Here is a 25,183-nt window from a genome sequence, read left to right on the forward strand (position 1 = left end):
GGCAGCGCCCGCCGGCCGATCAGGCGGGACGACGCAGCGCCGGCCGGCGGCGTCGCGGGGCCGCGTCGGATTGGCGGCGCACCAGCTCGTAATCCACCTGGATGCGGTGCGTGTTGATCTCGCTCTTGCGCTTGTTGCGCAGGAGCGTGACGAGCAGTTCCACCGCGCGGCGGCTCATCTGCGCGATCGGCTGCCGGATTGTCGTCAGTTCGGGCCAGATCGTGGTCGCCAGCGCCACGTCGTCGAACCCGCACACGGTCAGGTCGCTCGGCACGTCCAGTCCGCCACGATGCGCGATCGCCACTGCCGCAGCGGCCATATCGTCGTTGCTGGCGAATATCGCCGATGGCGCATCCTCCAGGGAAAGCAGGCGTTCGGCCGCGTCCAGCCCTGAACGATAGGTGAAATAGCCCTGGGCCACGAGCGAATCGTCGAAGGCAATTCCCGCTTCGGCAAGAGCCTCCCGGTAGCCTTCGAGACGCTCGTTGCTCGCGGAAAGTTCGGGATGACCGGCAATAAAACCGATCCTCTCGTGCCCAAGGCCGAGCAGGTGCGCGGTCATCTCGCGCGCGGCACTGCGGTCATCGATCATGATCGCCGCGACGCCCACGGGCGCCTTTGCCGTTGCCACCGCCACGGTCGGCATTCCGGCCTGTTCCAGAACCGTCAGAACCTCTGGCGTTTCATTGAGCGGCGGCGGAAGGATCACACCGTCCACCCCGCTGGCGACCATGCGTTCGGTGGCCAGGGTAAGGTCTTCCCCATCCTCTACCTTCTGCACAATAATCTGCACGTCCGCACGCCCGGCTTCCTCCAGACTGCCGACGATAAAGGCGCTCAGAAACGCCTCGGACGGGTTGGAATAGAGCAGACCCAGCCTGATCTGGGCCGCCCCGGCCAGATTGCGCGCGGCACGATTCGGCGCATAGTTGAGCTGTGCGATCGCCGCGTTGACGGTATCGCGGGTCGACTGACGAACCTTGGGCTCCGAATTGATGACGCGTGAAACAGTCATGATCGACACGCCGGCAAGCGCGGCTACATCGGCGATCGTCGGGGCGCCGGTCTGGCGGGATCTCGCCGGGCGGCGTTTGCGCTCACTATCTGTCATGCGTCAACTCTAGCAGGAAGTTTTCGATGCGCGAAATGCACTCGTCGCCCTTCACTCGCACAATTTAATGGTAGCGCAAACATTTGTTGTGCCATAGAGCTTCCATATGGGATAGAATGAGGATGTAATGAAGCGTTTTTACCGTGTACTGCCGGCTGTTGCGCTGGCTTCCTGCGCTTCCGTGGCCCTTGCCCAGAGCGAGGCGCCGACGACAGCTCCCGAACCGACTCCGGTGCACCCCGAACTGTGGCCTGCGGCCAAAAGCCCGGGCCTGCTCGACGCGAAGACCGAGGCCCGAATCACGCGGATCATGGCGCGCATGAGCCTGCGCGAGAAGATCGGTCAGATGATCCAGGCCGACACCGCCTCGATCAAACCGGAAGATCTCAGGCAATACCCGCTCGGCTCGATCCTGGCCGGCGGCAATTCGCCGCCGATCGGCGCGCCGGATCGGTCGCCGGCCTCCGCCTGGATTGCCACGGTTCGGGCCTTCGACACCGTCGCGATGGGAAAGCGCGCCGGCCACGAACCGATCCCCATAATGTTCGGTATCGATGCCGTGCATGGCAACAGCAACGTGGTGGGCGCTACCATCTTCCCGCACAACAGCGCATTGGGCGCCATGCACGACCCGGCCCTGATGCGCCGGATTGGCCGTGCGACGGCAGTAGAAACCGCGGCCGCGGGTATACACTGGGCCTTCGGTCCCACACTCGCCGTGCCGCAGGACGATCGCTGGGGGCGGGCCTACGAAGGCTATTCCGAAGATCCCGCGCTGGTTGCCGCCTACGCCGGGCCGATGGTGGAAGGTCTGCAAGGCAAGCCGGGTTCACGTACCACCGTGCAAGCCGGTCATGTCGCGGCCAGCGTCAAGCATTTCGTGGGCGACGGCGGGACCAGGGACGGGATTGATCAGGGCGACACGCAAGTCGACGAGAATACCCTCATCCATACCCATGGCGCCGGCTATCCCAAGGCGGTCGATGCCGGAACCATGACTGTCATGGCCTCCTTCTCAAGCTGGAACGGGGTCAAGATGCACGGCAACAAGGCCCTCCTGACCGACGTGCTCAAAGGCCGCATGGGCTTCGATGGCTTCATCGTCGGCGACTGGAACGGGCATGGCCAGATCCCCGGCTGTACCAACACCGATTGTCCCGCGACGTTCAACGCGGGCCTCGACATGGCCATGGCCCCCGACAGCTGGAAGGGCCTGTTCGAATCGACGCTCGCCGCTGCCCAATCCGGCAAGATTCCAATGGCGCGCATCGACGATGCCGTGCGCCGCATCCTGCGCGTGAAGATCAAGCTGGGACTGTTCGATCCGGCCCGGCCCAATGAGGCAAGGCCGCAGGAAATCGGTTCGCCCGAACACCGCGCGATCGCGCGGCAGGCCGTGCGCGAAAGCCTCGTCCTGCTCAAGAACGAGGGCGTACTTCCGATCAAGACCAGCGCCACCGTGCTCGTCGCAGGCGACGCGGCCGACGATATCGGCCGGCAGTCGGGCGGCTGGACCCTTTCGTGGCAGGGCGACGGCAACACCAATGCCGATTTCCCCGGCGCGACGTCGATCTATGCCGGAATTTCCGAGGCCATGAAGGCCGGTGGCGGCAAGGCCGTGCTCTCGACCGACGGCACCTTCGCTGAAAAGCCCGATGTGGCCGTGGTCGTATTCGGCGAGGAGCCTTACGCGGAATTGCGCGGGGACGTCCGCACGCTGGAGTTCCAGCTCGGCGACAAGAAGGCGCTGGCGCTATTGAAGAAACTCAAGGCGGCGGGCATCCCCACGGTTTCCGTGTTCCTTTCCGGGAGGCCGCTCTGGGTCAATCCGGAAATCAACCAGTCCGACGCCTTCGTCGCCGCATGGTTCCCCGGATCGGAAGGCGCGGGGGTGGCCGACGTGCTCGTGGGCGGCAATGCCGACTTTCACGGCACGCTCTCCTTCAGTTGGCCGAAAACGGCGGCGCAATTCACCCTCAACAAGGGGCAACCGGACTATGACCCGCTTTTCCCACTCGGCTATGGCCTGACTTATGCGAACGGCGGTCACGTCGACAGATTGGGCGAGGAGCCCGGCATCGATGCCGCCGATGCCAACTCCAGCCTCTTCATTGTCGACGGCATCGTTGCCAGGCCGTTCGCGCTGGAGACCGGCGAAGCGGTATCCCGCCGCCTGGTAGGCAGCCCCACGCGGCAGGAAGGCGCGATTCAGCTTGCCTGGTCCGGCGCGGGAACCGCCTCGATCCTCGGCCCGAACCTGACGCTGGAACGCGAAGCGAATGCCGAGATGAACGTCGAGATCACGTACCGCCTCGACAAGGCCGCCGGCGGCCCCGTGACCCTGGCGCTTGGCTCCGGGCCGGTGCGCATTGGCGAGGCGCTTGGCCAGCCGGGTGAATGGCGCAAGCTGCGCATCCCGCTCAAGTGCTTTGCCAACCACGGAACCTATCTGGGCGGCATCAGCCGTCCCTTCACGCTGAACGCCGACAGCCCTCTCGCCATCTCCATCTCCGACTTGCGCCTCGCAACTGATCCCGCCGGCGCGGTCTGCCCCGAGTAAGGAGACCGATCGATGACCGACGGAGTCCCGACCTCGCGCCGCGCCCTGCTTGGCGGAATGGCTGCCGCGGGCCTTGTGGCAACGATGAGCACGAACAAGGCCGTCGCAGGCCCGACCGCGATCACCTATTCGGGACCGACCATTCCGCTCTGGCCGGGCAAGCCGCCCGGAGCGCCCGCAAACCTGCCGGTGCGCAAAGTCGAGCAGCGCAGCACCGACGCTGCGTTCGACGACCGCTGGATCACCGGGATCGCCTCACCATCCCTCGAAGTCCGGCGCCCGGCTTACGCCGATGGCTCCGCCGTCATCCTGATCCCCGGCGGCGGATACGGCTTCCTCGCCCTGGACAATGAAGGGGAGGAGCAGGCGCGATGGCTGACTGAGCGAGGCGTGACCTGCTTTATCCTGCTTTATCGCCTCCCCGGCGAGGGTTGGGCGAACCGTGCGACCGTCCCGCTGCAGGATGCCCAGCGCGCCGTGCGGCTGGTCCGCGCACGCGTCGGCGAATTTGGCATTGACCCCAAGCGCGTCGCGGTGCTCGGCTTTTCCGCCGGAGGACATCTGGCGGGAAGCCTCGCCACGCGTTTCGACGAGGTGGTCTACACCCCGGTCGACAGCGCCGACCAGTTGCCTGCGCACCCCGACCTTGCCGGCATGATCTATCCGGTGGTCAGTCTTTCCGCGCCCTTCACGCATGCCGGGTCGCGCGATAATTTGCTCGGAAAGGGCGCGAGCGAAGCGCAGCGCCGGGCAGGTTCGGTGGAGACCCGCGTAAACGGGCGGACACCTCCGGTCTTCCTCACAGCGTCGAGCGATGACGGCCTCGTCCCGATCGGCAATAGCCTTGCCCTGTACAATGCCATGCTGGCCCGGCAGCGTCCTGCCGAATTCCACGGGTTCGACAAGGGCGGCCACGGCTTTGGTGTCCGCCTGCCCGACAGCATCCCCGCCCATGTCTGGCCAGACCTGTTCCACGCCTGCGGCAAGCGTCACGGAATTTTCATGGCGTGAAGCGCCTGGTCTTCCTCCTGCCTGCCGCCGCCTTGTCGATCGCCGCCGGCGAACCGGATCATTACCAGTCGAGCCCCGAGCGCCGCACGGTCGTTGACGAGCGCGATTGGGGGCCATGGGCGGGGCCGTTCCGCGAAAAGCTGGTGCCCTCGCTCATGCAGGACTTCGGCGAGCGGTATATCTACGCGCCCGCCAACGCCGCCCTGCCCCCGCCGGCGAAAGGCGAAGACCGCGTGGTGTTCATCGGCGATTCGATCACCGACCTGTGGGACCTTGCGAAGTATTTTCCCGGTAAGCCCTACGTCAACAGGGGGATCGGCAGCCAGGTTACGGCACAGATGCTGGTGCGCTTCGAACAGGATGTCGTCGCCCTCAAGCCAAGCGCGGTTGTGATACTGGGAGGCGTCAACGACATCACGGGCTTCCTGCAGGTCGAGAGCGAGGACGGCATCGTCTCGAACATCGAGGCCATGGCCGATATCGCCGACCGGCACGGAATCCACGTCGTGCTCTGCTCAATCCTGCCGGTGACCAACACCCGCGCCGCCGGCCATGTCGTGGAGGAACGCAAGCCCACCGCGCTGCGCCGGATCAACGCCCAGCTTCGGACACTGGCAGACACGCGCGGCTATGGCTTCGCGGACTATGCTCCGGCCCTTGCCGACTCGAACGGGCTGATGCAGGCCGATCTGACCCGCGACGGCCTCCACCCGCTACCGGCGGGCTATGCGCGAATGGCCCCGATAGCCGAGGCGGCCATTCGCGAGACGCTGCTTCAAGGTAACAACTGAACGACGACGCCCCCTGTGCCAGGCCCGGAAATCCGGCATCCGAAGCGCGGCCTAAAGACGCCTCCCCGAGCATGTTAGCGTTTAACATTTTTGGGTTGCACTCACTTGTTTGGCGCATTAAGCATACTAATCAGACCAGCCGATCCTTGTGAAGGATTCGTGCGGTCGGTTGAGTGTCGCAAAAAGTGATAGCGCTATTGTTTTTGGCGGAATGTCACTGAATAATGGAGGGGTGGAACGTGACCAACTTGGATCAATTTCGTTCGAAGGCTGTGGGCCGCGGAAGTCGGAGCATCCTTCGGATAGGGGTGTCCGCAGTAGCGCTGGCGGCGGCCGCTCTGCCGGGCGCCGCATGGGCGCAGGACTCATCCGCCCCGGACGAACTGGCTTCGGGTGAGCAGGAAGCAACAATCGTCGTCACCGGTATTCGCGCCTCGCTGGAAAGCGCGCGCGGCCGCAAGCGCAATTCCGAAGAGGTCATGGATTCCATCACCGCCCAGGACATCGGCGCCCTTCCGGACCGGTCGGTTTCCGAAGCCCTGCAGCGCATCCCCGGCGTCACGTTGCAGCGCACGAATGACGCGCGCGATCCGGCACGGCTTTCGGGCGAAGGCGGCGGCGTTTTCATTCGCGGCCTGTCCTTCGTTCGCTCCGAACTCAATGGCCGCGACGTGTTCTCCGCCGCGAACGGCCGTTCGCTGTCCTTCGAGGACATTTCGGCCGATCTCATGTCGGCCGTTGACGTCTACAAGAACCCTTCAGCCGATCACATCGAAGGAGGCATCAGCGGCACGGTCGACTTGCGTACGCGCAAGCCGTTCGACGCGCCCGGCTTCGTCGGCGCCTTCTCGGGCGACATCAACTACGCGGACCTTCGCGGAAAGAGCTTCATCTCGGGCAGCGCCCTGGTCAGCAATCGCTGGGATACGCCGTTGGGTGAGATCGGCGTGCTGGTCTCCTACTCGGTCAGCAACATCGGCAACCGCACCGATTCCATTTCGACTGGCCGCTATGTTCCGACGGTCCTTGAAAGTGATGTGAACGGGTATTCGGCGGGTGATACCGTGTATGTTTCCAACAGCATGGGCTATCGCCGCATCGACTGGCAGCAGAAGCGCACCGCCTTCGATAGTTCGATCCAGTGGCGTCCGTCGAGCACGCTGACGTTCACCGGAGAGGCGTTGATTTCCAAGGCCACGCCGAACGATCTTGAATTCGCCATGGGCGACTACAACCAGCCGGCGGCGGAAACCCCCACCTTCCAGTTCGGCGACGCGGGCGAACTGATCTCGGGCGTTGCCCATAACCGTCAGCTCAACATGAACACCCGAGCAGGCAGGCAGAAGAAAAAGACGCAGGACTATTCGTTCAGGGCCGAGTGGATTCCGGACGATCACTGGACGTTCTCGACCGACGTGCAATATGTGAAGTCGACGGCCAAGGTGTACAGCATGACCGCCTTCACCGGCGTCAGCGTTCCGGCCACGTTCGACTTCGACTTGTCGGGCAATACGCCCCAGCTCAGCATAACTCCCACCAATCCCGCGCAATCGTTCGCGGACAAGAGCCTCGGCTGGTGGGCCGCGGCGATGGACCACCTTGAGGACAACGAAGCCGATCAGTGGAGCTGGCGCGGCGATGCCGAGTACAATTTCGACGACGACGGCGGCTTCCTGAAGTCGATCAAGGTCGGCGCTCGGTGGACCGATCGCAGCGCCATTACGCGCCAGACACCCTACAACTGGGGCATCCTCTCCGCGCAATACTGGCTTCCGGGCAGCGAGGTCTATCTGGATGAGACCGGATATCCCGGCGGACCGCAGGTTTCCGACCTTCCGCAACAGTCGCGGTTCGTTACTTACCCGAACTTCTTCCGGGGAGAGACTGGCAACCCCAGCAGCGGCCTGTGGTTCCCGGCTCCGGGGCTGGTAACCCAGGACACCGCTCATGCCTATAGCTACCTGGAGGCAGCCAAGAGCATTGACTGGGGCTGGACTCCGTTGAGCGACGACTTTTCGCAGACGACCAGCGGCGGAGGCATCAACGACCAGTCACAGGAGACATGGGCGGGCTATGCCGTTGCGCGGTTTGGGCTGGACGAAAGCCCTGTCGGCCAGTTTGACGGCAACATCGGCGTGCGGGTCGTGCATACCAAAGTCGGCGCTGTGGGGTCGGCCATCGGTGTCGGCACGCCTACGGTTGGCTGTACCGGCGACTGCACCGACTACTTCGCTGCCTTGACCTTCATCCAGGGAGATCTCGGAACCACGGAAACAAGAGGCAGCAACAGCTACACCGACGTGCTGCCCAGCCTGAATCTGCGCTTCTTTGCCACTGACGACCTGCAGGTTCGCTTTGCCGCGTCGAAGGCCATTTCGCGCCCCAGCTTCACCCAACTCAACCCCTACACTGCGCTGAACTTCTCGTTCAACCCGGACGGCACGCCTAACGCCACCGGCGTCGGCGGTCGGGCCACGCCGTTTACCGGCTCCGCCGGCAACCCCGATCTCAAGCCAACGCGCGCCACCAATCTCGATCTCAGCTTCGAGTATTATTTCGGCCGTTCCAACAGCCTGACGCTCGGCCTGTTCTACAAGGACATCAAGGATTACATCTTCGCGGGCCTTGTCGCACGGGACTACACCAGCAACGGACAGACTCTCACGTTTGACGTGACGCAGCAGACCAACGGCTCGCAGGGCACGATCAAGGGCGCGGAACTGGCCTATACCCAGTTCTTCGACTTCCTGCCGGGCGCCCTCGGTGGTCTGGGCTTTAGCGGCAACGTGACTTACGTCGACTCGACCGGCGGCAAGAACACTGCCGTCAACGTGTTCGACCCCAACCAGACGACCAACGCCGGCCTGGATCTGCCGCTCGAGGGTCTGTCGAAGTGGTCATACAACCTAGCTGGTATCTACGAGAAGCACGGCATCTCCGCGCGCGTCGCCTACAACTGGCGTTCGAGCTATCTGCTGACCACCTCCGCGGCAAACATCAATTATCCGGTCTGGTCGGATTCCTACGGTCAGCTCGATGCTTCGATCCTCCTGACGGTGAACGAGCACTTCAAGATCGGCCTGCAGGGTACCAACCTTCTGTCTTCCCGCACATTCCTGCGCGTGGGCGATCCGGGCCTCAAGCCGCGCTACAGCTGGACCGAAACGGACCGGCGCGTGGCCATGGTCGTCCGCACCCGATTCTGATAGCTCCTCCCAAGGCCCCCGGCCCGGTTATTCCGGACCGGGGGCCGGTCGGACAAGCGGGAGAGGCCTCATGAACGGGCCAGGCGGACAGATCACACGATACATCGTCGCCGGCGGCGGCAGCGCGGGCTGGATCGCGGCTGCCGTCCTTGCGCGTTTTCTTCCGCCTTCCGTGGCGCACATCACGTTGGTTGAATCCGAGGAAATCGGCATCATCGGCGTCGGCGAAGCAACCGTCCCGCTGATCGGCCAGCTCAATGCCCTGCTTGGCATCCACGAGCCGGATTTCGTCTCCGCCACCAATGGCACTTTCAAGCTCGGGATCGAGTTCGTCGATTGGGGTGAAAAGGGAAACCGGCACTTCCACGGCTTCGGTGATTTCGGAGCGGACATTGCTGGCCTGCCTGCCCACCAGCATTGGCTGAGGCTTCGCAAGAGCAGCCCGATTGCGCCGCTCGACGATTGGTCGGTGCCCTGGGCCCTGGCCAAGCGTGACCGCTTCGCACCGCCGCAGTCGATGAAAGGCGAGGCAGCGGAGTTCCGCCACGCCTATCACTTCGATGCGGCGCTCTATGCCGCCTACCTTCGCCGGCTTGCCGAGAGCAAGGGCGTGAGGCGCGTCGAAGGCCGCATCGTCGAAACCGCACGTGATGCCGAATCCGGCCTTGTCTCACACCTTGTCCTCGACGGCGGCCGCCACATCGAGGGCGATGTCTTCATCGACTGCACCGGCTTCGCCTCGCTGCTTCTGGGACAGGCCATGGGCGTCCCTTACCGCGACTGGAGCGAATGGCTTCCCTGCGACCGCGCCGCAGCGGTCCCCTCCAGCCGCGCCGGGCGTCTGACACCCTTGACGCGTTCGACCGCCCTGCCCGCCGGCTGGCAATGGCGCATCCCGCTGCAGAGCCGCACAGGCAACGGCCATGTCTACGCCAGCCGCTTCATCTCCGACGACGAAGCCATCGCACAGCTTCTGGCCCACATCGACGGGGAGCAACTCGCCGAACCTCGGCTGCTGCGTTTCACGCCGGGACGCCGCGAACGGTTCTGGGCGGGCAATGTCATCGCCATCGGTCTTTCGGCCGGATTTCTGGAACCTCTGGAATCCACGGCGATCCAGCTGATCCAGGGCGGTGTCGCGCGGATCATCGAATTCCTGCCTTCCGCCCGCCCGGATCCCGCTCTGGCGGCGGAATACAACCGCCAGACCGTGCTCGAATACGAGCGCATCCGCGATTTCATCATCGCCCATTATTGCCGTACGCGGCGCGACGAACCGCTCTGGCGCGAGGTGGCGGCGATGGACCTGCCGGAAACGCTGGCACACAAGCTTGATGTCTGGGACGCTTGCGGCCGTATTCCCCTGTACGATCTGGAATCGCATCAGGAGCCGAGCTGGGTCGCGGTCCTCGTGGGCCAGGGCGTCCTGCCGCGCGGTTATAACCCCCGCGCCGACATCCTGCCCGAAGACCAGATCCGAACCCGCATGGAACAGCGCTGCGGCTTCCTCGCGCAAATCGCCGAGCGTATGCCGGCACACGACGAATTCATCTCGCGCACTTGCGCTGCCCGCGAGCTGGCATGACCGCACCGATAGAGCGCGTAGTGATCGCCGGGGGCGGCAGCGCCGGGTGGATGGCCGCAGCCGCCCTGGCTCACATCCTTCGCGGCACGGGTATCGCCATCGATCTCGTCGAATCCGAGGAAATCGGCACGGTCGGCGTGGGGGAAGCCACCATCCCCCCGATCCGCGTGTTCAACCAGATGCTGGGCATAGACGAAGGCGAGTTCATCCGCGCGACGCAAGGCACGTTCAAACTGGGCATCGAATTCGCCGACTGGTGGCGACGCGGAAACCGCTATCTCCATCCATTCGGCCGTCACGGTGATGATTTCGGTCCGGTGCCCTTTCATCAGCAATGGCTTGCCGCCCGAGCATCCGGTGACGACTCCCCGCTCTCCGCCTATTCGCTTACCAGTGTTGCCGCTCAACAGGGACGCTTCGGTCCGCCCCCATCGCAGGCCGGGCGAACCACGGTCTGGTCCACGTTCTCGCACGCGTATCATTTCGACGCGGGGCTTTACGCCGCATTCCTGCGCCGGCGGGCCGAAGCGAAGGGCGTCCGACGGCACGAAGGCCGGATCGAAGGTGTAGAACTCGATCCACAAAACGGGCACGTCCGCGAACTCGTGCTGGCCGACGGACGGCGCCTGACCGGCGACCTCTTCCTCGACTGCACCGGTTTTCGCGCGCTGCTCATCGGGGACTCTTTGGGCACGCCCTTCGAAGACTGGAGTCACTGGCTGCCCTGCGACCGCGCCATAGCCGTTCCCACCGCATCCGTCGCCCCGCCCATGCCTTATACCCGCTCGACGGCGCGTAGCGCGGGCTGGCAGTGGCGTATCCCGTTGCAGAACAGGGTCGGTAACGGTCTTGTCTGGTGCAGCGCCTTCCTCGACGAGGGTGATGCCCGCAAGGAACTGTTAGCCAACCTAGATGCCCCCGCGCAGGACGACCCACGCCCCTTGCGCTTCACTACCGGTCGGCGCGCGCAGGCATGGGTGGGCAACGTGGTCGCCATCGGCCTGGCCTCCGGGTTTCTGGAACCGCTGGAATCGACCAGCCTTCACCTCATCCAGACGGCCATAACCCGCCTGCTCTCATGGTTTCCGGACAAGGCGTTCGATCCACGCGTCCGCGATGAGTACAACCGTCTGTTCGTACGCGAATGGGAAGCGGTGCGGGACCTGATCATTTTCCACTATGCCGCTGGTGAGCACGAGGATACGCCCTTTTGGCGGCATTGCCGGACCATCACCCTGCCAGACACCCTTGCCACCCGCGTCGATCTGTTCCGCGCGACGGGCCGTGTACTGGAGCGGGACGGTGACGTCTTCGGACGCGACAGCTGGCTTTCGGTCATGCTGGGTCAGGGCATCGAGCCCATCGGGCATGACAGCCTTGCCCATGCCGTGCCCGCCGCGGACCGCGCGAAAGTTCTTGCCGCAATGCGCGAGATCATCGGCAGGACGGCGGCGTCCATGCCCGCCCATGCCGATACGCTGAACAGATCTTTTCGCGCCGCCTTGGCGCCTGCTGGAAACTAGACGAAAATTCAGTTTCCGCCCCGCGACGCTCCCCCTGCTATTTGGTGGCCGATGGATCCGACCAAATCGTAGCTATTGACAATAGCAAAACGGTTTGTGATTTATCGAGCCATAAAACAATAGATCAGGGAGGAACTGTTATGAGCGAGCAGTACGCGAGCAGGCGCGCCGTTACGGCCATGGTGTCCGTTATTGCCCTGGCCACGGGCATGGGAATGGCGGCTCCTGCAATCGCACAGGATTCCAACGAGGATGTCGCCGCAAGCGAGCCCCGGGCGATCGGCGGAAACGAGATCATCGTAACCGCGCGCCGCCGCGAGGAAAGCCTTCAGGATACGCCGGTGGCGATCTCTGCGTTCAGCGCTGAAATGCTCGCCCAGCGTCAGGTGGAATCGACGCAGGATCTGGAAAAGATCACGCCGAACCTGCAATTCAAGCCTGCCGGTCAGCTTTCGGGCAACACAGCGGCCACCGTCGTCTTCATCCGCGGGATCGGCCAGCTTGATCCCACCGCCGCGGTCGATCCCGGCGTGGGCATCTATCTCGACGAGGTCTACCTTGGCCGGGCCGTCGGCGGCGCGATCGACTTCGGCGACATTGCCGACGTGCAGGTCCTGCGCGGGCCGCAGGGCACCCTGTTCGGCCGCAACACCATCGGCGGCGCGGTTCTGGTCCGCACCCGGGAGCCCGATCTCGGCGAATGGAACGGCAGGGCGCGCCTGCGCACCGGAACCGACGACCTCTACGAAGGCTTCGCCGCACTCAACATCCCGCTGGGAGAGATCATGGCCGCGCGCGTTTCGGGCGGCTTCCGCAAGCGTGACGGCTACGTCAGGCGCATCTTCGACGGGCGCCGGTTGGGCAACGACGACACGTACAGTTTCGGAGGTTCGATCAAGGTCGAACCGTCGTCCGATTTCAGCCTGGTCATTCGCGGTGACTACAACAAGCGCGACGAAAACGGCGCGCCTTTCGTTTTCGCGGGCATCAACGAGCAGGCGCCGGTACCGGCCATCGTCAGCGTCGCGGCCGGCTGCCCTGGCGCGACAATTCCCTTCGCGCCGGTCGCTCCGGGCGATCCGCGCTTCGGGGCGCCCAATGTGCCGCAAATCGACGATACGCGCTGCGCCAACGATTTCTGGGAACTCGGCAACTACACAAACGGCGGCACCGCACCGGTGCGGAGCACGTCCGAAGTCTGGGGCCTTTCCGCCACAGCCATCGCGAACGTGACCGAGAACTTCACGTTCAAATCGATCACCGCCTATCGTTCCACCAAGTCACGCGGCGTGCGCGATGCCGACAACACGCCCTTCGAGATCCTGACGACCGACCTCACCACCGATTCCAACCAGTTCAGCCAGGAACTGCAAGCCCAGTTCAGCTGGGACACGGTCAACGCGATCCTGGGCGGCTATTACTTCCGTGAGGAGACCTTCGAGCGCGCCTCCGTCCCCCTCTCGTTCCCGCCCTCTCCGCCGGTCATCGGCCGGCTGCTGGCCGGCGGCCCGGGAACGCGTGACCTGCAGCTATCCCGCCTGACTACCGACTCGCTGGCGGCCTTCGGTGAGGTGACCGTCAAGCCGATGTACGGGCTCGAGGTTTCGGGCGGCCTGCGCTACACCACGGACCGCAAGACGTATCGGGGCACGGTGCTCAACCTGTCGCCCTCCACCCTGCCCGACCCGGACCCGCTGCCCACCGAAGCAATTCCCGATGGCGGGCCGCTGTTCATCTTTCCCACGCCCAACCGCGCGACCTTTTCGGCGGTTACCGGCTCGGCGAGCGTCCAGTACCGCTGGAACAGCGCGATCAGCACCTACGTGTCCTATTCGCGCAGCTTCAAGTCGGGCGGGTTCAATACCCGCTACAACGCGCCGCCGCCGGGCTTCGTGCCCGTGCCGTTCGACGAGGAGAAGGTCGAGAGCTACGAAGTCGGCGCCAAGCTGGACTTTGGCGATGTCCGGCTCAACCTGGCCGCTTTCCGCGCGAACTACGACGACATTCAGCTCATCTTCCGCCAGGGCGTGGTGCCGCTGCTGTTCAACGCCGGCAAGGCGCGGATGCAGGGCATCGAGGCCGAATTCAGCTATCGTCCTGCCTGGGGCCTGATCCTTGATGCCGGGCTCAGCACACTCGACGACGAGATCCTGAGCGTCACCGAAGTGCCCGGCGCCACCGCCACGATAGCCCCGGGCGACGAACTGCCGCTGACGCCGTCGTTCCAGGGGAATTTCGGCATCGCTTATCCGTTCGCCCTGAGCGAGCAACTGGAACTGACCCCGCGCTTCGAGGGCAGCTACACCTCGAGCCTCACCTTCATTACCGGCAGCGTGCCGGAAATCGAGCAGGACGCCTACTTCCTGGGGAACGCTTCGCTTACCCTGAGGGACAGCCGAGCCGGCTGGAAGCTGTCCGCAGGCGTGCAGAACCTGTTCGACAAGCGCTATCTCATCCAGGGCAACGCGTCGCTCGGCACGCTTGGCTATGCCGAGAAGATCTACGCGCGGGCCCGCAACTGGTACGCACAGGTATCCTACGAGTTCTGATCTGACAGGAACAAGGGGGGAGGGGGCAGGACTGACCCCGCCCCCTTTATTGCCGGCGACTTGAAATCGAATTGGGGCTCGTTACCCTGCCGATATGCCGGGGGTTACAGAGGGCAAATACCGCATGGGCCTCGCAGGGCTTCTCGCCCTGGCCCTTTCCGCATGCGGTGGCGGCACCAAGTATCGCCCCGCCAGCGACACCCCGGTCCGGATCGGCCCGCCCTACACCATCCGCGGCGTGACCTATGCCCCCGCCGCCGATCCGCAATACGACATGCTGGGCTACGCCACGTGGTACGGCAACGAGTCCGGCAACCAGACCGCCAACGGTGAGCGCTTCCGCCCCCGCTGGTACACCGCTGCCCACAAGACATTGCCGCTACCGACATATGTGGAAGTGACCTCGCTCGACACCGGGCGGCGGATCATCGTGCGCATCAACGACCGCGGCCCTTTCGGCGAATCCGCGCGAATCATCGACCTGTCGCAAGGCGCCGCAGAGCTGCTCGGCGTGCGCGCGAAAGGGAAAGCGACGGTGCGTGTGCGGGCTGTCCGGCCTGCCGAACGCGACCGCAAGGCCCTGCGCGAAGGCAAGGCCGCGCGGCCGCTGCCACCGGTGCCTGGACCGACGCTTGCGAACCTGCAAGGGCAGTTCGCGCGCGGCGTCGGCGCGCGCTGACCGCGCGCCGGCACCGCAGACGTCAGGCTGCCTGCTGTTCGGCGTAGAGCTGGGCTTCCTTGCCGATCAGGATGTCCGCCAGGAACCAGTACGCCTCACCCCAGGCGGCGAGCACCTCGTCGCTGGCGGCATCGCCCAGCACGTCGCGGATCGCGGGCAGCAGTGCCTCGGCGACGATCGGATAGTGCTCAGGCTTCACACCGGTGTCGACGTGGCGTTCCACCATGCGCTGAACCGGCGCGGTGAGGTTCTGCAGCTTGTCGACGTTCTGGGCATAGGCGAGGATCGTGGCGGCGAGACGACGCGGTTGCTCGCCCGACTCCTGCGCGGCCTGATCGAACATGGCCTTGACGTCGGCATTGACGAACATGCGCTCGTACATGCGCGTGGTAATGGCCACGCCGTGCTGCTGCAGCGCGGGCGCGGTTGCCTTGACGGTGGCGATGGTCTGTTCGGAAAGCGATCGTGTCATTGCGAATCCCCTTTAAGATGCAAACTGGATGCATCTATACTTCGACGCAAAAAGATGTAAATAGAACGCATCATTTTTTCGGGAGAGCTTCCTTGCACCTCACCGCGCATACCGACTACGCCCTGCGCATCCTGCTCCACGCCGCCCTGACGGCCGCGGAAGACCCACAGGCATTGCTCTCGATCGCGGAGGTCGCCGCTGCGCACCGGATCTCGCGCAACCATGCGATGAAGGTTGTGAACGAGCTGGGCAATGCCGGGTTGCTGGAAACCGTGCGCGGTCGGGGCGGTGGCTTCCGGCTGGGCAGGCCGGCGGGGGAAATCCGGCTGGGCGACGTCGTGCGGCTGACCGAACCGAACCTTCAGCCGGCGGACTGCGACAACTGCATCATGCGCCGCCACTGCGGACTGATCCCGTCGCTCGACCGGGCGATACACGCCTTTCTGGCCGAACTCGACAAGCAGACGCTTGCGCAGGCGGCAGTGGAATCCCGCCTACCCATTCCGGCGACACTCTGAAGGAGGAACCCTTGGTGCCAGCGAACCGTTTCCTATATGATAGGGTAAGAGCGAAAGGAGAGAACCGCTATGAAAGCCACGAAGATCGGCCCATCCCTGCCGTTCCGCCGGAACCCCTTTGCCCGCCTGACCGGTTCGCTGATTTTCGACCGTCAGCGTGACGACGTCGTTCGCGAGTATGAGGAGGAAGGCACGCCGATGAGAATCTGGTCGGGCGGTCACTTCCGCAAGAACTGACCGTAACCGAGCGTCCCCTGCGCACGTTCCGCCGGCGCAAGAAATTTGCGCCCCGCGCAGGGGGCGCATTCCTTTTGCAATGCCTCTGCGAGCGGCCGCGCAAGCTTTCAAAAAAACCGCTCAAACACTTGCAAATCTGGGATTTCTGCGGTTCAAACCGCAGGCATGACAATGTCGGCATCCCATAGCGCACGCGCCTATTTCGGTGCCCGCCTTCCCTTCCGGGATGCCGCCCCCAGGAGATTCGTACATGAAGATTCGGCTGATGACGGCCGCGGCCCCCGCTGTGCTCGGGGCCTCGCTGCTTGGCGGCTGTGCCACCATGCCCGCCGCGACTGAAGCGCCCGCGCGCGCCGCGCCGGCAGTGCCCGCCTATGACGGCCCCTTCGCCCGGCCCAGCACCCTGCCTTTCCACGCGCCCGATTTCACGAAGTTCCAGGACAGCGGCTTCCAACCCGCGATGGAAGCGGGCATCTCCTCCAAGCGCGCCGAAGTCTCCGCGATCGCCGACAGTCCCGAACCGCCGACCTTCGAAAACACGATCGTCGCGCTGGAAAAGACCGGCAGCCTGCTGGAGCGCGTCCAGAACGTGTTCGACCAGCTTGTCTCGGCCAACACGAATGACACGCTGGACGCCGTCGACACCGCGACCGCGCCGATGCTCGCCGCGCTCGATGATGACATGTACCTCGACGCAAAGCTCTTCGCCCGGGTCAAGGCCGTCCACGACAGCGCCGAGGGCAAGGCCCTGACCGGCGAGGACGCGATGCTGCTGGCGACCACTTACGAGAACTTCGTCCATGAGGGCGCGCTGCTCTCTGCCGGGCAGAAGGCCGAGCTCAAGCAGATGAACCAGCGCATCGCCGCGCTGGAAACCGAATTCTCGCAGAACCTGACAAACGGCACCGCCGCCGCTGCCGTTACCTTCGACAGCAAGGCGGATCTTGCCGGCATGTCGGAAGCCGACATCGCCGCGGCCGCCAAGCGCGCCGAGGAAAAGGGCATGACCGGCAAATACGTGCTTGCGCTGGAGAACACCACGCAGCAGCCGGCGCTGGCCCATCTCACGAACCGCGCGAGCCGCCAAAAGCTGTTCGAGGCGAGCATCAACCGCACGTCCAGCGGCGGCGAATTCGACACCACGAAGATCGTCTCCGAGCTCGCCGTGCTGCGCGCGAGGAAGGCGGCGCTGCTCGGCCAGCCCGACTATGCGACCTACCAGATGTACGACCGCATGGTGAAAAGCCCCGCCAAGGCGATGGAGTTCATGAAAGGCTTCGTCCCGGCTCTCGCCGACACGCAGTCGCGCGAGGCAAAAATGCTGCAGGACTATGCCCGCGCGCAGGGAGACAGCATCACGCTGGAGCCGTGGGACTGGGGCTATTACGCCGAACAGGTCCGCAAGGCGAAGTATGATCTCGACGATGCACAGATCAAGCCGTACTTCGAGGTCTGGCGCACGCTGGAGGACGGCGTCTTCTACGCGGCCACGCAGACCTACGGGATAACCTTCAAGCGCCGCACCGACCTGCCCGTCTATCACCCGACGATGCGGGTCTATCAGGTCTACGACAAGGACGGCAGCGAGCTGGCGCTGTTCTACTTCGATCCTTTCGCCCGGCCCAACAAGCAGGGCGGCGCCTGGATGGGCAACTTCGTCGAGCAGTCGTACCTGACCGGCGACAAGCCGGTGATCCACAACACGCTCAACATCACGCCCCCGGCCGAGGGCCAGCCCGCGCTCGCCACCTGGGACAATGTGACGACGATGTTCCACGAATTCGGCCACGCGCTGCATGGCCTCTTCGCAAGCCAGAAGTACCCTTCGCTCTCCGGCACCGAGACGGCGCGCGACTTCGTGGAATTTCCCAGCCAATTCAATGAGAACTTCGCCACTGTTCCCAAAGCGCTGCAACGATATGCGAAGCACTACAAGACCGGCGAGACGATCCCGGCGTCACTGATGAAGAAGATCGAAGCGGCGGAGAAGTTCAACCAGGGTCTGAAGTTCGGCGAGATCGACGAAGCGGCGATGCTGGACATGGACTGGCACACGCTCACCCCCGCCGAGGCGAGCCAGCCGCCAATGACCTTCGAGACCAGGTCGCTCGGCCGGATGGGCCTCAAGACCGACCTCGTTCCCCCGCGCTATCGCACGCCCTACTTCCGGCATATCTGGAGCAACTCCTACGAAGCAGGATATTACTCCTATATCTGGACCGAGATGCTGGCCCATGACGGGTGGGACTGGGTCGAAAATCACGGCGGCATGACCCGCGCCAACGGCGATCACATCCGCGCCACGTTCCTTGGCCAGGGCCATAGCAGGGACTACGCGCAGATGTACCGCGACTTCACGGGACGCGACCCGCGGATCGAACCCATGCTGAACGCACGCGGACTGGTGTCAAAGGAGGATTGACGGACGTCTCCGGGCCTCTCTCCTGCGGCGGAGCGGCCCGGAAGAAGGCACGCATATCTTCCGCTCTGAACTTCGGCGGCCCCGCCGCGCAGCCATGCCCGACCGATGCTTGCGGCCGGCAAGGTTAGGCGCTGGCGGTGTACCGAAGCGGGACGGCGCCGCAATTAAGATTTTCGAATTAGTTTATTGATAGTACGGCGCCACTCTCTCTTCTCCTCTGTTGCAGGTTTTTGAAAACGTGGCATTTTTCCGTACATCCGCCGCCTCTCTCGCGGCAATGGCCGCCGTCCTGTCCGTCACCGCCGCGCACGCGTCCTCAGGGACCGTGGCCGGAACCGATGTGCTGCGCACATGGAACCTCGTTGTCCTGGGCGACCTGACGTCCACATCCGAAGTGGAAGGCCGCACGTTCGTGGGGGGCAATCTTGAGGGCAATGCCTCAAATTACCAGATCACGGCCCTGCCGGAGACCTCGGTTCCCGGCCTCACCGTGGTCGGCGACGTGAACGGCGGCCACAAGAACCTCAACAACGGTTCGGGCGCGGTCGTCGGCGGTAACGTCAACAGTGGCTTCAATCTCAACGGCAATCCGCAAACGGTTCAGGTCGGCGGGTCGATCAGCAACACCAATGTCAACAACAACACGGTGACATCCGGCCTTGCCGCATCGGACCCGGCATTCATCCAGCAGCTCCATCAGCAGAAGAGCCAGATCGAGACTTCGATGGGCAGCCTCAGCCATTCGATGAGCACGCTTGCGGCGAACAGCCAGCTTGCGATCAGTGGCAATCGCGGCACTTTCAATGCGCAGCCCGGCGCCGATGGCGTCGCCGTGTTCAACATCAGTTCGGCGGATCTCGACAAGATCGGCGAGATTCAGTTCAACCTCAACAGCGCGGACACCGCGATCGTCAACGTCTCCGGCCCCGCGATCAACCTCAACGACAACTTCCTGGGCGGCACCAACAACCTGGGCGAGCACGTCATCTGGAATTTCCCCGATGCGCAAGACCTGTCGCTGAGCACCGCCTGGGGCGGATCGGTGCTGGCGCCGAATGCCGATGCCAAGACCTGGAATTACATCCAGGGCTCCGCAGTCTTCGGAACCTTGCAGCAGAATGGCGAGATGCACGTCGGCACGTATAACGGCGGCTACTACCCGCCTTCCAGTGAGGATCCGCCTGTGAGCTCAAGCAGCAGCAGCAGTTCTTCCGGTGGAACCTCCGTTCCGGAACCGGGCATGTTGACGCTGTTCGGCCTGGCGCTTGTGGGCCTCGCCTTCTGGCGCCGGCGCACGCGCCGGGCCTGATCCGCCCGACCGTTCAGACCTTTCGCCAGCGCGCGATGAAAAAGCCGTCGAGGCCTCCGGCCTCGGCGAGCATCGCTGGATCGGTGCGCAGCCAGCCTTCGGATGTGGGCGAAAGCCCCGCCGGCAACTCGTCCTTCCCGATCGGCAACGGCGACAGCGACAGGTTCGCCGCCTGCCCCTCGCCTTCCTGCGGCTCCAGCGAACAGACCGCGTAGACGAGCACGCCGCCCGGGCGCAGCCAGCCGGCGGCGCGTTCGAGCAGCCGCTCTTGCAGCTGCGTCATTTCCTCTATCTGGCGCGGGCCGATGCGGTGCAGCACGTCCGGATGGCGCCGGCAAGTGCCGGTCGCGGTGCAGGGGGCGTCGAGCAGGATCGCGTCGAACGCCGCATCGGGCTGCCATTCAAGCGCATCGGCCCGGACGACCTGTGCGGAAAGGCGGGTGCGATCGAGATTCTCGCGCAGCCGTTCGAGGCGCCGCTTGCTGAGGTCGAGCGCGGTTACATCCCAACCCGCCGACGCGAGTTGCAGCGTCTTGCCGCCCGGCGCCGCGCAGAGATCGAGCACGCGCCGTCCCTCTCCATTCCCCAGGAGCCGTGCGGGAATACTGGCGGCGAGATCCTGCACCCACCATGCGCCCTCGCGGAAACCCTCCAGATTCCCGACCGCCGACCCTCGCGGCAGGCGAACGTGGCCGGGCATAAGCGACACGCCGCCCAGCTTCCCGGCCCAGGCAGCCGTCTCTCCCGGATCGCGCAGCGCGAGATCGAGCGGCGGCGGAACGGCGAGGCCGGCTGCGATGTCCTCTGCCCGCCCGCCCCAGCGTGCCCGGATCGTTTCGGGCAGGGTCGGCACGTCAGGCAGCGAGACCTGCCTCTTCACCAGCGTTGAGAACACGCCGTGCGCCAGCCGCCTCGGCCCGCCCGCCAGCAGCGGCAGCCCCGTCGCGATCACGGCGTGCGGCGGGGTTTCCAGCCGCAGGACCTGCGCCAGCATCAGCTGGAGCACGGCGCGCGGCTTTGCGTCGTCCGGCAAGCGCTGGTGTGTGGCGCTGTCAATCAGGGCGTCGAGATCGACCTTCCAGCGCAACACTTCCCCGGCAATCGCGCGGGCCAGCGCCCGGTCCGCATCCCCCCGCACTCGCGCCAGCGCAGCGCCTGCCGCCCGATCCAGCGTTTCGCCTCGCCGCAAGACGGCATCGATAAGGTTGAGCGCGGCGCGGCGCGCCGGTAGGCCGGGAATATCCATGGCAGCGCCCTACAGCGCATTGCCTTTTACCGCCAGTCGCACCACATGGGCCGCATGACCGAACGCGCCACCAGACGTCCCGAGGGTTTCAGGAAGCCAGCGCACTGGACCAACGATCCCGCACCCCAACCGCTAGGAGCAAAGGATGACAAGGACGCGCTCGATCCCGATGGCGACCTTTCACCCACCCGCTACGGCGACTGGGTGCGCAATGGCATCGCGGTAGATTTCTGATCCCCTCGAGCGGCACGCCGCTCTAGGCGCCGATCTCGATCGGCGTGCCGTCCGGAACCGCCTTCCAGAGGGCGTCCATCTCCTCGTTGGAAACGGCAATGCAGCCGTCGGTCCAGTCGCCCGGAATACGGCCCGCCGGCAGGGCGTTGGGTTGGCCGTGAATCATGATCATCCCGCCCGCCGAACGCCCTTTCGTGGCCGCATAGGCCCGGTCCGCCTCGTTCGGATAGGAGATGTGGAGCGAGAGGTAATAGGCGCTGTCGGGATTGGCCCAGTCGATCGCGTAGAGCCCCTCCGGCGTCCGCTGATCGCCCTGGAACCGTTTTGGCCCGACCGGCTGGCCGCCGAGCTGGATTCCCTCGATGACGTGGACCAGTTCCTCGCCCGCATAGAGTTCCATGGTCCGTTCGGACTTGTCGACGCGGATGAAGTCGATCTCGGGCAGGACAAGCGGCTCGTCCGCCGCACTGCCCAAGGTCACCAGCAGGAGAAGCGGGGCAATCTTGCGCCAGCCCCGCATCGCCGTCAGTCCTGGAAGGGATCGCGCACGAGGATCGTGTCCTCGCGTTCGGGGCTGGTCGAAACCAGCGCGACCGGCGTTTCGATCAGTTCCTGAACGCGCTGGATGTACTTGATCGCCTGCGCCGGCAAGTCCGCCCAGGAACGAGCGCCGGCCGTGGTACCCTGCCAGCCCTCCATTTCCTCGTAGATCGGCTCGACGTTCGCCTGGTCGCCGGCGTGGCTCGGGAAGTAGTCGAGGACTTTGCCGTTCAGGCGATAGCCGGTGCAGATCCGCACCTTCTCGAACCCGTCGAGCACGTCGAGCTTGGTGAGCGCGATGCCGGTCACGCCGCTGATCGCGCAGGACTGGCGCACCAGCACCGCGTCGAACCAGCCGCAGCGGCGCTTGCGGCCGGTGACGGTGCCGAATTCGTGGCCGCGCTCGCCCAGCCGCTGGCCGGTCTCGTCCTCCAGCTCGGTCGGGAACGGACCGGAGCCGACGCGGGTGGTATAGGCCTTGACGATGCCGAGGACGAACCCGGTCGCCGAAGGCCCGAGGCCCGAACCGCTGGCGGCGGTGCCGGACACGGTGTTCGAGCTGGTGACGAAGGGATAAGTGCCGTGATCGACATCGAGCAGCACGCCCTGCGCGCCTTCGAAGAGGATGCGCGCGCCGGCCTTGCGGACCTTCTTGAGGCGTTTCCACACGGGCTGCGCGAATTGCAGCACGAAAGGCGCGATCTCGCGCAGTTCCTTGAGCAGCGCCTCGCGGTCGACCGGGTCTTGGCCGAACCCGGCGCGCAGGGCGTCGTGGTGGGCGCAGAGCCGGTCAAGCTGGGGATCGAGCGCGTCGAGGTGGGCCAGATCGCACACCCGGATCGCGCGGCGGCCGACCTTGTCCTCGTAGGCGGGGCCGATACCGCGACCGGTGGTGCCGATCTTGCCGGCGCCGGCGGCCGCTTCGCGAAGGCCATCGAGGTCGCGGTGGAGCGGCAGGATCAGCGGGCAGTTGTCGGCAATGGCGAAGTTGTCGTCGTTGATCTCGACGCCCTGCCCGCGCAATTTCTCGACTTCGGCCTTGAGCGCCCAGGGATCGAGCACCACGCCGTTGCCGATGATCGAAAGCGTGCCGGTGACGATGCCGGAGGGAAGCAGCGAGAGCTTGTAGACCTGCTCGCCGACGACGAGCGTGTGGCCGGCGTTGTGCCCACCCTGGAAACGCACCACGGCGTCTGCCCGGCTTGCCAGCCAGTCGACGATCTTGCCCTTGCCTTCATCGCCCCACTGGGCGCCGATCACGGTTACGTTGGCCAACGTTTGACGCTTTCACTGCTGTTTCTGAAGTCCGCCGCGCGCCCTAGGGGAGTCCGGCCCGGAGGGCAAGGCACGGGTGACGATAAACGTCATCCCGGACTTGCTCCGGGACCGGTGGCGGTCGTTCGGCAGGCCCTCTCGGCGAGGCGGCGCGTAAACACCGCCACCGGTCCCGGAGCAAGTCCGGGATGACGGGGCGTTACAGCGGGATCGCCTCGCCGTTCTCCAGCCGGTGCGAGCAGCCCAGCGCGACCGGGTCGTCGCTTTCGGACAGGGCGGCCAGCGTCGTCCAGCCGATCGCGCGCTGCCTCTCGGCAATCTGCTTGTCATGGCCGAGCGGCAGGAACAGCACCTTGCGCTCTCCCCCCTCGGCGGCCAGCACTTCGATCAGCGGGTCGGGATAGAGCGAGAAACCGCCAGCCGGCTCGCCCTCCTGCCCGCCGAGAATGCGATAAGTACCGCCCCGGCCAAGACTGCAGGAAACGCCCTCGGCGTAGACCGTGAAACCGAACCAGGACTGATACTCGAAGCCATGCCGCTCGGACGGGTCGAGCGTCAGGCGTGCCTTGCCGTCGACACGCGCGGCGATGGCGCGAAGACCCGCGATGCGGCCGGCCAGGACGCCCAGCCTGTCGAACTCGGCCAGCCGCTCGATCGCGGTATCGAAAGGGCCGACGGCGTAGAGCAGCGGCAGGTAAGCCTCGCCGCCGGCATCGACCAGCCCGCCCGCGTCCTTGGCGTCGAGCATCTGGCGCACGTCCTCTACCTGGCTTGCGGCAAGCGGCAGCGCTTCGGCGGAAAGGGCATCGACGAGATCGGGCAAGGTGAAATCGACCGAGATACCGGTGGCGCCCGCGGCGCGGAGCGATTCGATCGCAACCTCGACGATCTCGGCCGCCGCGGCCTCCGAATCGCTCCCGATCAGTTCCACGCCGATCTGGAGACGTTCGCGGGTGGGATCGAGGCCGTCGCCCTTGATGGTCACGACCTGCCCGGCATAACACAGACGCAGCGGCCGGGCGGCGGCGGCAAGTGTGGTGGCGGCGACGCGGCCGACCTGCATGGTAATGTCCGATCGCAGCGCCAGAGTGCGCAGCGATACGGGATCGACCAGGCGGAACATGCGGCGCACCTGCACGCCGGCCATGCGGCTCGCCATCGACTTCTCGAACTCTATGGTCGGCGTCTCTACCCGTTCGTAGCCATGGCCAGCCATGACGTCGAGCACGGCGCGGCGTACGCGCTGCGAAGCGGCGGCCTGCTGCGGCAGCCTGTCACCCAGCCCCTCGGGCAGAAGATCGCGGTCGGTATCCTGCATGATGCGTGCGCCCTTAGCCGGACAGATCAGGAATGTCGAACCCTTCGACCCTTCAACAATCTCAGGCCGGACCCAGCCCGGCGCCCTCGATGGCCACACCGCAAGGCGCCTGCCGATTATCCTTTCCTGGTCCGAAACTTCCCGGCGCGCAGCGATCAGTCGGCGATGAAATCCAGGATCAGCGGCACCAGCCGGGGCCACGACCTGAACAGCGTATGCCCGTCCTTGCCGGACATCGTCTGGGCCGAACGATAGTTCCATTCGTCCTCGCCCCAGGGCGGATCAAGCATCACCGAATGCGGCACGAGACGATGGACCCATTCCGATGTTGCCCTGGTGTGCGACAGGTCGCTCCTGCCGGATCGGAAGACCAGCGTCGGCATGGTCAGGCGCGCGAAATCGCGCGGGGTCATGCCCGGCACCGGCGTGATCGGCGATGGCGCGTAGGCCGACGCCCATTTCTGCATCACCGCGATGAACTTGTCGGGATCATAGATGGGGTAACGGGCTGCCTCACCAGCCAGATTGATGGGCTGGTGGTCATCCCTCACACTGATGGTGTCACGGAGTCAGGATGGACCTGCTCCAAGCATCGGG

The 25,183-nt window shown here is 65.0% G+C and carries 20 protein-coding genes; 13 read left to right on the top strand and 7 right to left on the bottom strand.

Going from position 1 to position 25,183, the window contains the following annotated elements; translation table 11 throughout:
• Nucleotides 1–19: 19 nt before the first annotated feature.
• A complete protein-coding gene (locus IEX32_RS15665; RefSeq protein WP_188772485.1) occupies nucleotides 20–1,111 on the bottom strand; it encodes a LacI family DNA-binding transcriptional regulator in 1,092 nt (363 codons plus the stop codon).
• A 127-nt stretch (nucleotides 1,112–1,238) separates the two neighbouring features.
• Between IEX32_RS15665 and IEX32_RS15670 the strand changes: the two genes are divergently transcribed.
• From IEX32_RS15670 to IEX32_RS15705, 8 genes are all read left to right on the top strand, one after another.
• Nucleotides 1,239–3,671: a glycoside hydrolase family 3 protein gene (locus tag IEX32_RS15670; RefSeq protein ID WP_188772486.1), complete on the top strand. Its 2,433-nt coding sequence runs from the start codon at nucleotides 1,239–1,241 to the stop codon at nucleotides 3,669–3,671.
• Between the two features lie 12 nt (nucleotides 3,672–3,683).
• Nucleotides 3,684–4,682 carry an alpha/beta hydrolase gene (locus IEX32_RS15675; RefSeq protein ID WP_188772487.1) on the top strand — a complete coding sequence of 333 codons (999 nt, stop codon included), beginning with the start codon at nucleotides 3,684–3,686 and terminating at the stop codon, nucleotides 4,680–4,682.
• Nucleotides 4,679–5,473 (top strand): GDSL-type esterase/lipase family protein, encoded by a 795-nt coding sequence (locus IEX32_RS15680; protein ID WP_188772488.1) that lies wholly within the window; start codon nucleotides 4,679–4,681, stop codon nucleotides 5,471–5,473. Before IEX32_RS15675 ends, IEX32_RS15680 begins: the two co-directional genes overlap by 4 nt.
• Nucleotides 5,474–5,781: 308 nt before the next feature.
• Nucleotides 5,782–8,679, top strand: a complete 2,898-nt coding sequence (locus tag IEX32_RS15685; protein ID WP_229736410.1) for a TonB-dependent receptor — start codon at nucleotides 5,782–5,784, stop codon at nucleotides 8,677–8,679.
• Nucleotides 8,680–8,749: 70 nt separating this feature from the next.
• Nucleotides 8,750–10,264 (top strand): tryptophan halogenase family protein, encoded by a 1,515-nt coding sequence (locus tag IEX32_RS15690; RefSeq protein ID WP_188772490.1) that lies wholly within the window; start codon nucleotides 8,750–8,752, stop codon nucleotides 10,262–10,264.
• Nucleotides 10,261–11,787 carry a tryptophan halogenase family protein gene (locus tag IEX32_RS15695; RefSeq protein WP_188772491.1) on the top strand — a complete coding sequence of 509 codons (1,527 nt, stop codon included), beginning with the start codon at nucleotides 10,261–10,263 and terminating at the stop codon, nucleotides 11,785–11,787. The genes IEX32_RS15690 and IEX32_RS15695 overlap by 4 nt, the downstream gene beginning before the upstream one ends.
• 140 nt (nucleotides 11,788–11,927) lie before the next feature.
• Nucleotides 11,928–14,336 carry a TonB-dependent receptor gene (locus IEX32_RS15700; protein WP_229736411.1) on the top strand — a complete coding sequence of 803 codons (2,409 nt, stop codon included), beginning with the start codon at nucleotides 11,928–11,930 and terminating at the stop codon, nucleotides 14,334–14,336.
• Between the two features lie 124 nt (nucleotides 14,337–14,460).
• Complete coding sequence (locus IEX32_RS15705) at nucleotides 14,461–15,015, top strand: septal ring lytic transglycosylase RlpA family protein (RefSeq protein ID WP_373285459.1); 555 nt, start codon at nucleotides 14,461–14,463, stop codon at nucleotides 15,013–15,015.
• Between the two features lie 22 nt (nucleotides 15,016–15,037).
• Here IEX32_RS15705 and IEX32_RS15710 read toward each other — a convergent pair whose 3' ends face one another.
• Nucleotides 15,038–15,487, bottom strand: a complete 450-nt coding sequence (locus IEX32_RS15710) for a globin domain-containing protein (RefSeq protein WP_188772493.1) — start codon at nucleotides 15,485–15,487, stop codon at nucleotides 15,038–15,040.
• 92 nt (nucleotides 15,488–15,579) lie between these two features.
• Here IEX32_RS15710 and IEX32_RS15715 point away from each other — a divergent pair, with 92 nt between their 5' ends.
• The 4 genes from IEX32_RS15715 to IEX32_RS15730 all read left to right on the top strand — a co-directional run bounded on the left by IEX32_RS15715 (nucleotide 15,580) and on the right by IEX32_RS15730 (nucleotide 19,973).
• Nucleotides 15,580–16,005, top strand: a complete 426-nt coding sequence (locus tag IEX32_RS15715; protein ID WP_188772494.1) for an Rrf2 family transcriptional regulator — start codon at nucleotides 15,580–15,582, stop codon at nucleotides 16,003–16,005.
• Nucleotides 16,006–16,074: 69 nt separating this feature from the next.
• A complete protein-coding gene (locus IEX32_RS15720) occupies nucleotides 16,075–16,242 on the top strand; it encodes a hypothetical protein (protein ID WP_188772495.1) in 168 nt (55 codons plus the stop codon).
• 250 nt (nucleotides 16,243–16,492) lie between these two features.
• Nucleotides 16,493–18,664, top strand: coding sequence for a M3 family metallopeptidase (locus IEX32_RS15725; RefSeq protein ID WP_188772496.1), 2,172 nt, complete (start codon nucleotides 16,493–16,495; stop codon nucleotides 18,662–18,664).
• Between the two features lie 238 nt (nucleotides 18,665–18,902).
• Entirely contained in the window at nucleotides 18,903–19,973 is a 1,071-nt protein-coding gene (locus IEX32_RS15730; protein WP_373285460.1) for a choice-of-anchor A family protein, read from the top strand.
• Nucleotides 19,974–19,986: 13 nt separating this feature from the next.
• On the opposite strand, the gene IEX32_RS15735 is transcribed toward IEX32_RS15730, so the two are convergent.
• On the bottom strand, nucleotides 19,987–21,219 hold the full coding sequence (locus tag IEX32_RS15735) for an RsmB/NOP family class I SAM-dependent RNA methyltransferase (protein WP_188772497.1): 1,233 nt from the start codon (nucleotides 21,217–21,219) through the stop codon (nucleotides 19,987–19,989).
• A 54-nt stretch (nucleotides 21,220–21,273) separates the two neighbouring features.
• On the opposite strand from IEX32_RS15735, the gene IEX32_RS15740 reads away from it, so the two are divergent.
• A complete protein-coding gene (locus tag IEX32_RS15740) occupies nucleotides 21,274–21,453 on the top strand; it encodes a DUF1674 domain-containing protein (protein ID WP_188772498.1) in 180 nt (59 codons plus the stop codon).
• A 22-nt stretch (nucleotides 21,454–21,475) separates the two neighbouring features.
• Here IEX32_RS15740 and IEX32_RS15745 read toward each other — a convergent pair whose 3' ends face one another.
• The 4 genes from IEX32_RS15745 to IEX32_RS15760 all read right to left on the bottom strand — a co-directional run bounded on the left by IEX32_RS15745 (nucleotide 21,476) and on the right by IEX32_RS15760 (nucleotide 25,137).
• Nucleotides 21,476–21,973, bottom strand: a complete 498-nt coding sequence (locus tag IEX32_RS15745) for a L,D-transpeptidase family protein (protein WP_188772499.1) — start codon at nucleotides 21,971–21,973, stop codon at nucleotides 21,476–21,478.
• Between the two features lie 5 nt (nucleotides 21,974–21,978).
• Nucleotides 21,979–23,268 (bottom strand): adenylosuccinate synthase, encoded by a 1,290-nt coding sequence (locus IEX32_RS15750; protein ID WP_188772500.1) that lies wholly within the window; start codon nucleotides 23,266–23,268, stop codon nucleotides 21,979–21,981.
• Nucleotides 23,269–23,467: 199 nt separating this feature from the next.
• Complete coding sequence (locus tag IEX32_RS15755; protein ID WP_188772501.1) at nucleotides 23,468–24,586, bottom strand: ATP phosphoribosyltransferase regulatory subunit; 1,119 nt, start codon at nucleotides 24,584–24,586, stop codon at nucleotides 23,468–23,470.
• Nucleotides 24,587–24,741: 155 nt separating this feature from the next.
• The gene (locus IEX32_RS15760; RefSeq protein ID WP_188772502.1) at nucleotides 24,742–25,137 is read right to left on the bottom strand and encodes a hypothetical protein; all 396 of its coding nucleotides are present in this window, start codon (nucleotides 25,135–25,137) and stop codon (nucleotides 24,742–24,744) included.
• Nucleotides 25,138–25,183: the final 46 nt, after the last annotated feature.

Source organism: Novosphingobium endophyticum (assembly GCF_014640675.1).
Classification (GTDB): domain Bacteria; phylum Pseudomonadota; class Alphaproteobacteria; order Sphingomonadales; family Sphingomonadaceae; genus Novosphingobium; species Novosphingobium endophyticum.